The organism is Micromonospora sp. SD19 (assembly GCF_054462275.1).
In genome coordinates, this window is the sequence record NZ_JBTLMN010000003.1 from 633070 (window position 1) to 644513 (window position 11444).

Consider the following 11444-nt stretch of genomic DNA (forward strand, 5'->3'; position numbering starts at 1 on the left):
TGAGCACCCGATTCAGCTAACGTCCCACGCCGTCGAACCCGCAGGTCCAGCCCGCGCCTGATGATCCTCTCGATGTGTACCGGCTACCCGACTCGGTAGACCCACCGGGCTGCGCCTACCCGCCGGTGTCGGATCGGCACCGTACTGTCCCGTGCATGACGGGAGAGGCATCAACCGCATCGACCCCGACCCGGGTGCCGATGCAGATCGTTCGGTGGAAGCAGGGCAAGGTCCACGTCAGCGAGGACGGGATCAAGACCTGGTGCGGGGCCCTGGTGCCGGACTCCGCGACGCGGACACTGCCGACAGTCGACTGGCACAAGCACACCAACTGTTACAACTGCGCTTACCGGCTGTGGACCCTGCACGCGCCATCCGGCTACCTCCGGCCGAGCGACGGCAAGGACTTCCCGATCCGCCGGGCCTGCCCCCACGGCGGTGACGCCCGCGGGTGTGTGCGGTGCACGCCGCGTGCGGCCCAGAACTGGCCCTGCCCGAACGGCTGCACCGATCCGGTCGACCACGACCCCTTGCACCGGTATGCCAAGTGCACCGTCTTCCCACCCCGCCAGCCCAGCGGACCGGACGGTCGCTGCGCCGACCGCTGCGAGTCGACCGAGCGGGTCATCCGCCGGGCCAACCCCGGCATGTTCTTCGACCTCGCCGACAGCGCCGCCATAACCTGCTACCACTGCGGCGGATACGTCTGCGTCTCCTGCCAAACCACACCGGTCGACCACACTCTGACCATCTGTGATACCTGTTCATGACGGACGTGCGCAGCCTTTGCCCAGCCGGTTTCCCTGCGGGTAGCTGTTGTTGACGCGCCTCAGGCGAAGGGCGAGTTTGGCCGTTGGAGGCGTCGGAACGCCAGGACGGCTTGGCGAATGCTCGCCGATGCCAGCTGTCGCAGCCGCGTTACTCGGATCGGCTCAGATCGCCGAAGACGCGGTCATCGCACAACGGCACCACCTACCCACGGGACGGGTCACCCTCGAGCAGGTGATTCGCCTGGCGATCCGCGAATTCGGTGTCCAGCCCACTCATGACAAGTGGGAGGACACTCTGACCTCCACAGAGACGCCACACCTGCTTTACCGCAGTTGGCCGTCGCCCACCATGGCCGAGTCGCCGACCCGCTAACCGCCGAGGTCCACCTCTACCGGATTGTGTACGCGGAACCGCCATACGAGGAGGGCCCAGAGCAGGTCGACCGGTTCCATGCGTGCTCCGTGGGTCGGCGCAGCGGCGGCGGACACCGGTTGGCACGGGAGGGAACTCCTGGGCACTCGTGGGTATCCGCTGGCAGGTAAGCTATGGCCTCGCGCCCTCGTAGCTCAGGGGATAGAGCATCGGTTTCCTAAGACGATGCTCTATCTGCGCCGGCACGGCTGATTACCTGCGGCTCTCCTGGTTGTCATCCCTTGTGCGCTGGTCGCATACGGTTTTGCTGTGCTCGCTTGCACGAAATCTGCGGCCTGACCGTTGCTTGGCTGGTGCGGTAAGTGATATGCCGGATCTACGCTCATGTCGAATTCGCGACGCCGATAGCCCGGACGAAGTGCTGCGGAAGGGCTTTGCAATGCTTCCGGGCGCCCTCTGAAGTAATGACCCTTTGAAGATGAAACGGCCGCTCGGGTGCACCGAGTGGAACCGATTCCACTCGACGCCACCCGCGTGCCGACACCGCCTTGACTGGGGGTCAAGTCTCAGGCGTCCGGCCGGGATGCCTGCCGAATCGCTCGCTCCCTGAATCGTGGGCGCCAGCCGCGTCATCGGACGAAGAACGTCGATCGGCGAGGGCTGCGTTTCACAGCAGGAGCAATGCGTGTCGTAGAGTTCCCGCACCCGCACGGCGTACAGCTCGGCCCATTATTCGACCCCGTTGAGCAAGACCGGCCGAGGCCAACCATCCGGCGCTGATGGCTCTTGCCAGTTCATCGCTGACCGGGATGAACGGACCACCGTGGGAACGGCAGGGCATGCGGCCGAGGCCATTATCACGGGGGTTCGGCTTGCCTGCGCATTTTCTTCATTCCGTTGTATGCGCACGACGTGCTGCAATACTGGCGGCGTTTGTCGCGCGCCCGAAACGGCGTTGTGCAGTTCCGGCAGACGATCAGCAGCGGCAAGGGTCGGCTCTTCTCAAAGCAGCGCGGGCTGCAATAGAGCTGCCTTGCGCTCTTTGCGATGAACTCGTTGCCACATGTCTTGCACGGCGGGCGGCTGAAGGCGCGGTTCCGGCGCGCGGGGCGATAGCACTTGGTGCTGCAGTAGATCTTGTTGCGGTCAGGCGACCTAAAGGTGGTCGAACATGTGGGGCAGGTCGATTCGCGGCTGCGCATTCCCTCGGTCCTGCATTTGTGACTACAGAACCGTCTCCCTAGACCGTGTTTGGCCAGCAGTGGTGCGCCGCAGTTGTCACATACCTTCGACCAGAAGACGGGCTCGGCGGTCGCCGGACCCAAAATCTCCTCGTCCTCGGGGTGCACGGCAATGTGTGCAGCCCATGCTCCGGGGTTCGCCCGGTAGAAGTCCAGCAGGTAGTTGATGGCGCTGCCAATTGCGGCGACGGAGTCGCCGAGCGCGCCGATGCCGGCGTTGCATCGGGCGCAGATGAGGCCGCGGAAGCGCCCTGTTTCATGGCAGTGGTCGATCGCCCATCCCTTTTCCAGGGTACTCGGATCCTGACCGCATACCGGGCAGAGCCCTCCGAGTTGCCGCGTTATTCGATCGAAGTCCTCGAGTGTGAGACCGAACTTCGCTAGCGCTTCCGCTCGTTTGCGGATGGTCACGCAGGGACGGCAGTAGCTTGACTTGGCGCTGAAGTCGCTGCGAAGGTCGCCGCATCGGGCGCACGTCCTAGTTTTCATGGGCGCTGCTCTCGAGGTAGGCGCGGGCTCTGAGCAAGGTGGCGAGCGAGTCGCCCAAGAGCCCGATGCCGGTGTTGTGAGCCCCGCAGACCAATCCGCGGAACAATCCGGATTCGTGACAATGGTCGACCACGAGTACACCCCGTACGGGCGGTTGCCGACAGATGGCGCAGACTCCTGCCTGCTTCTCCAGTGCCTCTTCGTACTGCGCGAGGGAGACGCCGTACTTGCGCGCTACCGTTCGCAGGGCGTCGTAGGGCCTTCGGTACTTGCGGGTGCAGTCCTTGCAGCGCCGGTCTCTCCCGTCCGGCTGATGCCGATCGCGATAAAAACAGGACGTGTCCTTGGCCTCTGTACACGTCATGCAGATCTTGACTGCCGGGCTGGTCTCCACGTCCTGGTTCTAGCAGCACGGTCCGACAAGTTCACCGCCACCGGTCCTCTCCCGTCGTCGAGAGGCCGTGGCGATCGCGGAGCGGTTGGCCTCCATCAAGGTCGGGCGATCGGCTGCCGCGCCGCTGCGCGGTTTGCCACCGCATGATGTGGACCAGCCACGGAACAGCCACGTCCCGTCAATGGGGCGATCACGGCCTCTACACCTGGCCGGCGTTCATGGCCTTTAACACGGTCGCCGGATGAGGCGGCACCAAGCCGGTAATGCACGCGATTCTGCTTGGAAAACCGTTGCACGCCCACGATCACTGTCAGGGCGAGTTCGGACTTCGTCGGATTCGGGAGCGGCGGAGCGAGGAAACGGTGCCCGGTGTTGCCGTCGCGGGAAGCTGGCTGGGGCGGGACACGATGATCACATCGATGATGTCGTCCCGTTCCAGGAGCGCCGCGCTCGTGATGTCGTGTTCCTGGTTGGAGGCCGAGGCATCGTAGATGAACACGATGAGCTTCGTGTAGGTGCCGCGCTCGCGCAGGTAGGCGATGGAGTCCTCGAGGATCTCCTTCTCGACCTTCTTGAAATCGGTGGCGGAGCGTACGTACTTGATCTCGATGAGTATGCCGAGGCGCGGGATGCCGAAGTCTGCGCGGTAGGAGCTGTGACCGAGTCGCGGCAACGGCTCTTCATCGACGAGGTCGCTGAACACGGATCGGAGCATGATCCAGACGATGTCCTGGACCTCGCGTTCGGAGTTGACCTCCCAGCGGATCGGGTGCCGGACGTCGTCCGGATCGTCCCAGCGCCAGCGCTTCATCGCGGTGGGGAACCGGCGCAGCACGATGCCGACGTGGCTGCGGGTGAGGACCGTGCTGTCGATGCTGGCGTCGATGATCCGGCCGGCCGCAGCGCGCACCAAGGCCGCGTCGCAGGTGGATAGGTCGGCGATGTCGGTGCGCAGGAGGCCGGTGAGGATCCGGCGCTGGATCAGCTGCAGATCGGCGGCTGGATCGGTAAGTCGCGCTGTGCTGGCGATCGACATCCAGTGCACCATGCAGAGCTCCGGCAGGTTCTTGACACCGGCCAACCCGCCGAGCGGCGCTGGATCATCGGTCAGGACGGCCAGAGAGTGCCGACGCGCGAGGTCGGTGCGGGGGTCGTCGGCGCGGAACCTGGAGTCGTGCAGGACATCCAGGAGCCAGCTGTGAAACGCCAGCAACGCGTCCCGGGCGACGAGCGCGGCGAGCGTGATGCCCAGCAACTGCCGTCGGTCAGTCACGAAGGTCGTTCGATCGGCTGGGAACGGGTCGCGACGCATCAGGTCGCGCAGACCGTCCACCAGGCGTTCGTTCATACCGAGGTCGCGGTGATCCCTGAAGTCGTGCAGGGCGAACCCGAGGACGGCGAGCCCCGGGGCGTGGCGCAGCCTGTCGGTGTGTTGGTCGAGCCATTGCGCGGTCAGCGGGTTCACCTCCCAGGCGAACGAGACGTCGACGCTGCTCAGGACGTGGTGGGCGAAGAGCCCGTCGAGGTCCCCAGGCTTGTTGGCGTAGCCAAGTTGCGAGTCGAGGGCCGCCATCTGGTCGGCGACTTGCGCGACGACGACCGTTTGCGCATCAGGCCCCTGGCCCGTCATAGGAACCACCTGCTGGTCCGGAACGCCGTGCGCAGGATGTCGGCGTTCCAGTTGCGGACGTGCCGGAGCTGGCCGAGCAGGGACGCGATCAGGTCGGAGTACATAATCGTGACCGGGGACCTCGACGGGTAGAACCGACGCCATGACATCGCGGTGAACCGGAACGCCTGACCGGCCAGGTACTCGATGTCGGTGAACGTCGACGCACGGTGCAGCTTGAGCAGCAGTGGTCGGGGCAGCCCGTGGGTGGGCCGCTTGATGTCGTACGGCCCGGAGACGGTGAGTAGCACCTCGCAGGAGCTGATCGTCACGGCGTGCCCACGCTGGGGGACGTAGCGCCCTTTCGGCTGGCGGCGCCCCGAGGGCATCGCGGCGTTGCCGACACCCTGGGCGGCGGTGTCGAACAGGTACCAGTCGTGCTCGTCGCTGACGTGCACGAACGCGAACTGCACGGCACGGAACTCGGCGAGCAGCCCGGAGACGAGTTCCTTCACGGCGTCGGCCTCGGTGTCCTTGAGCGGTTTGAAGACGTGGAAGATCAGCCGGATCGCGTCGTCGGGCCGCCAAGCGTTGCGGCTCTTCACCTCGTCGATGCAGACCCGCAAAGCGCGCAGGAGTTCATCGGGGTACCTGTCGTAGTCGGCCTCGCGGGACATGTTGGACAGCAGGTAGTTGCCGTCGGCGCTGAAGACGGTAGTGATACCGACGACCCGCTCGGGCGCGCTGAACCGGCTCGGCTTGATGTGCGCGCTGCCGATGCCGATCACCAGCTCATGCATGATCGTGCCCGGTGCTGCGATCACGAACGGGATCCCGCCCAGCTTCGCGTAACACTGCAGCGCCATGCTGTCGAGCGGATACGCGATATCGCCGCGTCCGATCGTCTCGTACTGGATCTCCTGGACGGGGACGCCCTGGCCCATCAGCGTGGACTTCGCCACGAGGTACGGGCTGTCGTCCCCTTGCAGGTCCTGCTGCGCCTCGCTGGTGATCACGATCGCCAGATGCGGCTTCTCGTCGCGGTCGAGTGCGGCGAGACACGCGTCGCGGTACGCGGTCACATCGCGGGGACCGGTGGCGTCAAATGCCTCAATGCGGATATCACAGTCGGTGAGGCGGTACTTGCGGGCGAAGCCCTCCGTGAACACCTTGGCGTTCGGGACGCCGCGCCGGAACTGATTCATGAAGACCTCGACGCTGCCCTGATATGGGCGTGGCGTCATGACGAGGATCCGCGGCCGGCGAGGCGAGAACGACTCCGAGTCGAACGGACCCAGCCGCGTCAGCCCTCGCTGCGCCGAGTTGTCAGTCTTGCCGCCACCCGGGTCGAAGACGAAGGTCGGCTCCGCGAATGGCGTCGATCGCACCTGACCGCTACCGCTTCCGGTCGAGCCACTTCCCAGCGGCACCCCGATCTCGACCTCGACATCTGCGGCGATCCGCAGCGGCCCGCCTCGTGCGAGCCGCCTAGCCAGCGAAGTGATCCGTCCGAGGCGCCCCTCGGCCCCGGTCAGAGCGAACGCCTCCTCCTCGAGCCGCTCCAGCAGCGGCCCCTGGCGCCCACCGGTAAGGAAGGCGACGACGTCCTGGAAGCTGTCGAGGCGCCCCTCCAGCCACGCCTCGCCGGCACCGACCTCCGATACTGCGGGGGCGTCACGTAGCTGCAACCGCCCGGCGCGTACCGACTCGACCGCCCCAACCAGCTTGCGGTAGGCGCACTCGTCGAGATGCGGGTTGTACGGCACCTCACCGGTCTGGGCGAGGACGTACCGGCCCTCGACGCGGAACCCGCGGTCGAGCAGATCCTGCACAGTGAGGTCGAACTCGTACCTGGTTTTCAGGCCTACGACGATGCCCATCCTCGCCGACGGGCCGTTGGCCCGGGCATCGAGACGGTACTGCGGGAACACGTGCACACCGGCGAGCGCCTCCCGCTGGTCGCCCGCGCACTGAGCGAGCAGGTCCTGCTGGCGGTACCGGGAGACGAAGCCGGGCTGCTTGAACGAGCGCAGTTTGTATCCCATCCCGATGATCTCGTTGATCAAGGCCTCGCGCACCAGGCGCATGGTGAGATGGCGGAAGTCGCTGATCGGGAACTTCTGTTCGGTGCCGACGGGCCGGCTTTCTGCGGTGAGCGGCACGCATACAATCTGGTTACCCTCGCGGGCGACCACGTGCGTCCCCTGCAACTCGGTACGGAGCCCGTCAAGCCGCTCCCTCGAGTCGAACGGGACAACGCCCGCGTGGAACGCCTGTCCGTGGAACCGGACCGGCAGGAAGTTCGCCACCAGACTCGGCGCCGCCCGTTGGGGCGGGGCGGGCACTCCACGCACTGCCTCGACCACCTTCCTCCTCCACTTGCTGCGGCTACGCCCGCGTTCATCCTCGGCCCGGGCGGACCGCACCTGGCCGGACAACCACGCTACCCAGGGGGTGCGACAAGCAGGCCCTGTGGACGCCAGGGCTGGCAGGTCAGCCGATTAGGGGTGGTTGCGAGGCGTGGCGAATGATCACCACGTGGTGGCGTGCCCGAGTGATCGCGACTCGAAGGAGCCGCCGGCGAGACTGAATGTTGTCCTCTTTACTCGTGTGATCGATGAGCTGGTCATTACCGAACCTGGTCTCAGCGATGACTACGCCATCGAACTCCTTACCTTTTGATTTGTACATGTTCATGAAGGTCGTGGTCGCGGCCTCATCGGAGGGAATTGCCTCGATCATCCGGTTCGCCAAAACTCGACGCACCACCGCTGCCGCGTCTAGGTACGTGGTGCCGTTCCACGCGTCAGTGAGCGCCCAAGCGATCGCATCGGTTGCTTTCAGTAACCGGATGAGGCGGGCCTTGCCGAAGATTTCTTTCAACTCGTTGGACCCGCTCAATCGGGCGCGAGCGAGTTGCCAGTCCTGTACTGGACTACCGGTGAACTGGATTCCGTTGGAGCAGGCGGCGGCGACCGCCTTGACGGTTCCTGATCGGACCTTCGCTCCGGCAGCGATGTCCGCTTGCGCGCGCTCAAGAATTGCGACCTTCGCTTTCGCTCCGGGCGTCTTGGTGGACTTCACACGGTAGAAGTTGCAGATGAGTTCCACCGTCGCGGTGAGTGCCTCGTCTGGGTCGACGCCGGGCCATTCCATAATCGACGCGACCACGTAGGCGGACGCGGATGCCAGGTCCTGGTCGAGGTTGAGTTCGTGGTCCACAGCCGGGTAGGGGGTCCCGTCGATCTCGATGTCTGTCGCCGCTGCCTCCGACAGTCGACTGACGAGCGAATTGGTCGGGGCCAGAACCGCGATGATGGGCTCTCTGCCCAGTTCCTTACGCAGATGCTGGCGCAGCGCGATCAGGTACTGATGAGCCAGTACCTCTACTTTCCGGTAGTTGTATGTGGCGTAGGTAAGGTTGTCCGGCACCGGGATGCTGGGGTCATTCCGCAGCACCGCGTTCGCGTATGCGAGCAGGCCCTGCCCGGGACTGCGGTGATTGTCCTTGGACAGGTCGAATGACTTCGGCTGCAGGGTGTCGATGGCGTGTTGGATGCGCTCCTCGTTGACGCCAGGCAGGTGGTCGTAGATGCGCTGATCGGGGTCTGCGAGGCAGAGAATCGTCGACGTCGCGCTCAGCGCACGGATCGCTTGCCACTGGTCGTCGTTGGTGTCCTGGAACTCATCCACGATTACGACCGGGTATGCGTCGCCGTAGAGAGCAGCGAGGATAGGGTAGCGCTCGAAGAGGTCGGCTGCTGTGCAGGCCAGCAGGTCGAACACGTACTTGCCGTCGGCGGCCAGCCGGCGGGTTTCGGCAGCCCAGTCGCCCTCGAACGCCGCCTGCATCTGCTGCTCTTGGTCAGGGGTGATGAAGGACGAAGGCTTGCCGGTTTGCAACCAGCCGTGGCTGCGCACGATGTCCATGAAGAAGGCGTGGAACGTGCGAACCTCCAACCGCCGTCGAGTCTGCCGGTTGAGCACCCCTGCCATCCGGTCGGTGATCTGCCGTACCGCCGCTCGCGAGAAACTGAGGAACAGCACGGACTGTTCCTGCTTGAGGGCGGGAACGACCTCGCGTGCTTTTAGTAGGGCGATGGTCGTCTTGCCGCAGCCAGGGCCTCCAATGATAAGCAAGTGACCCGATGCCGCGAGGATGTCGAGTCGGGGCTGATCAAGATTCATTGGCGGCTTCGTCTGCACCATCGGTCGCCGTTTCGGTGGCCGTCTTCTCAGTCAGCACCTGGTTAATTTCCATAAGGAACTCGACGACTGTCGCCGGAAGATCCGCCTGGGTGCGGCATTCTCCAACGAGTAAAGGCGCGTAGCCATCGAACGATCCCTTGCGCTTTTTCAGCACGTGACGGGTGTGGTCTCTGACGGCTTCCTCGCCTGCGCTGGCATCCAGGATGCCACACTCCTGCGGATAGTCACTTCTGGTGCTGACGGCAGTACAGAACCGGCGTTGAATTTCGACCGGAATCTCGTTGGTCAACAGCTCTTCGATGCCCGCATAGCCGATCACCCGGTAGATGGTGAAGTCGGCGGTCTTCGAGGTCTGTTCGGCGGTCAACGGGCTGGTCGGCGTGTCATGAATACCGAACACAGGCTTGCCCATCGCTGCGAAGACCGGCGCATACAGCGGCACCGACGTGTCCCCGCCGGCGTCGAACAGCGAGATGCCCGTCAGGTCGAGGTGCTGATAGTCCGACGTCGGGTCCTGCTCAAGGATGTCGGCGGCGACCCGCAGGGTGGCGAGCTCGGTGGCTCCTTCGACGACACAGACCGCGCGTGCCAGGACCGCTTCGGCGAACTGACGCTGGTTGGTCCAATACTTTTTGATCTTGTAATCGGCTGGGAGGGTAACCGGCCAGCTGGTTAGCGTCCCGGCGTCGTCGCGGGCCACGGTCACCACGTGGTCAGGATCGAACATCTCTATGACGTAGGGCGAGTGCGATGTGACGATCACCTGGTCCATCTGGTCGAGCGTGAACCGGACCAGCCTGCGCTGGGCATGTGGCGGGAGCGCAATCTCCGGCTCCTCCATCGCGAAGATAACCGACTGGTCCTCGGTCAGTTGCGCGATGTAGGTGAGTAGTGCGAACACCAAAAGGTTCAGTGATCCGGTGCTCAGCCGGTTGAACGGAACCGGGTACGTGCCCGGCTGGGTCGACACGAACAGCCGCAGGACTTCGCGCAGATGTTCACGGGTGAGATCGGATACGTGCACGTCCACAGCTGCGGGATGGTCGCTGAGGTTGATGAACTGGCTGACCAGTTTGCGGACCTCGAGGCGGATCTTTGCGAAGCCCGAGCCATCCCCGGTGACCACTACCTGGTCCACATCGCGAAGCGCCCGCTCCCACAGCGACGCGTCGGTGCCCTGCGCCTCAAGCCGCACGATCGTATCGATCAGTGATCCCCGTTGGAAGCTGAGCGCTCGACTTCCCGTGCGATTGGCGCGTAGGTAGATGAACCCGCACATTCGCTTGTCCTCGCGCTTGAAGGGCTTGAGACCCTGTCCTAGGTCACCCTCGAAGTCGGCGAAGCTGTCGACAACAACCTCCGGGTAGGCGAAGAAGGTACCTGCGGCGAAGTCGTCCTCCTCGGGATCGAAACGACCGATGAACAGCACCGGCAGACACCAAGCACCCGCCTCCGGCCCCGGCCCGGATGGTTGCAACGCAGCGACGAGGTCCTGAGCCCCTCCCGGCGCGGGTGCGGGAGGCACCACGACGTTCAGTAGGTCCTGCGAGGTCGCAGACCAGACACGAAGGTGACTGCGAAAACGGCGGGTCGCCTCTTCGGAAAGATCCGTCAAAATCACCTCGATCCTGATTTCGGGAGTGGTCCCGTCGGGCAGCAGATATTGGCCAGCAAAGAAGTCGTGCTCATCGATGACTGGTCGGCGGGTCATCCGCTCCGGGCCCAATACGAGGTCGAGGGCGTCGCAGATCGTCGACTTGCCGACACTGTTGCCGCCGACGAGCAAGGAGTGGCCCTCAAGTAGCACCGTGCCACTCTTCGCGCCGCGGAAATTTTGGAACGTGATGCGGCTTACCTTCACCTGCGCTCCTTGAGGGCCGACCATGCGGTCCGGCCAGTATGGGTCAAGCCCTGGGCGAGCGCGATGCCCGTCGGCATGCTTGGCCGACGGTCCTACAACAGGCACCTTTGGCGGTTCGTGGCCGGTCGCCCCGTCGGGGACGCCTACCCCTCATCCGGCAAGCTTGCATCGGAGCGCTCCTGACACATCGTCACCGCCGTGAAGCATGCTTCGCGCCGACCGTGCCGGCGGCAGACCCCATGACGGCGGGTGACCCAGACTTTCGATTCCTCTGGACTGGCGATAGGCCGCGAGGGCTGGCGCGGGTTGACTCATCGGATCATCCGTCGATCCAACTCGCCGACCTCGTAGCGGGGGCAGGACGCGCAGTGGCGCACTTCCATGAAGGCCTGACCATCTCCACCGCAGAAGTCGGCGCCGCACTCGCAACCAGCGTTGCACCGCTCATCACACCGCACAGCCTGATCGCGTACGACGAGCCCGCCCGTTTCTCCCTGC

At 64.6% G+C, this 11444-nt stretch carries 7 protein-coding genes; 1 reads left to right on the plus strand and 6 read right to left on the minus strand.

Annotated elements, in window-relative coordinates:
• Nucleotides 1–155 precede the first annotated feature (155 nt).
• Nucleotides 156–770, plus strand: a complete 615-nt coding sequence (locus tag ACX27O_RS15305) for a hypothetical protein (protein ID WP_458939611.1) — start codon at nucleotides 156–158, stop codon at nucleotides 768–770.
• A gap of 1230 nt (nucleotides 771–2000) precedes the next feature.
• On the opposite strand, the gene ACX27O_RS15310 is transcribed toward ACX27O_RS15305, so the two are convergent.
• From ACX27O_RS15310 to ACX27O_RS15335, 6 genes are all read right to left on the minus strand, one after another.
• The gene (locus tag ACX27O_RS15310; RefSeq protein WP_458939612.1) at nucleotides 2001–2795 is read right to left on the minus strand and encodes an endonuclease VII domain-containing protein; all 795 of its coding nucleotides are present in this window, start codon (nucleotides 2793–2795) and stop codon (nucleotides 2001–2003) included.
• Nucleotides 2796–2862: 67 nt separating this feature from the next.
• Nucleotides 2863–3267 (minus strand): endonuclease VII domain-containing protein, encoded by a 405-nt coding sequence (locus ACX27O_RS15315; RefSeq protein ID WP_458939613.1) that lies wholly within the window; start codon nucleotides 3265–3267, stop codon nucleotides 2863–2865.
• Between the two features lie 310 nt (nucleotides 3268–3577).
• Entirely contained in the window at nucleotides 3578–4897 is a 1320-nt protein-coding gene (locus ACX27O_RS15320) for a PD-(D/E)XK nuclease domain-containing protein (protein WP_458939614.1), read from the minus strand.
• On the minus strand, nucleotides 4894–7242 hold the full coding sequence (locus ACX27O_RS15325) for an argonaute/piwi family protein (RefSeq protein ID WP_458939615.1): 2349 nt from the start codon (nucleotides 7240–7242) through the stop codon (nucleotides 4894–4896). Before ACX27O_RS15325 ends, ACX27O_RS15320 begins: the two co-directional genes overlap by 4 nt.
• Before the next feature lie 127 nt (nucleotides 7243–7369).
• Nucleotides 7370–9064 carry a UvrD-helicase domain-containing protein gene (locus tag ACX27O_RS15330; RefSeq protein WP_458939616.1) on the minus strand — a complete coding sequence of 565 codons (1695 nt, stop codon included), beginning with the start codon at nucleotides 9062–9064 and terminating at the stop codon, nucleotides 7370–7372.
• Complete coding sequence (locus ACX27O_RS15335) at nucleotides 9054–10946, minus strand: ATP-dependent nuclease (protein WP_458939617.1); 1893 nt, start codon at nucleotides 10944–10946, stop codon at nucleotides 9054–9056. The genes ACX27O_RS15330 and ACX27O_RS15335 overlap by 11 nt, the downstream gene beginning before the upstream one ends.
• Nucleotides 10947–11444: the final 498 nt, after the last annotated feature.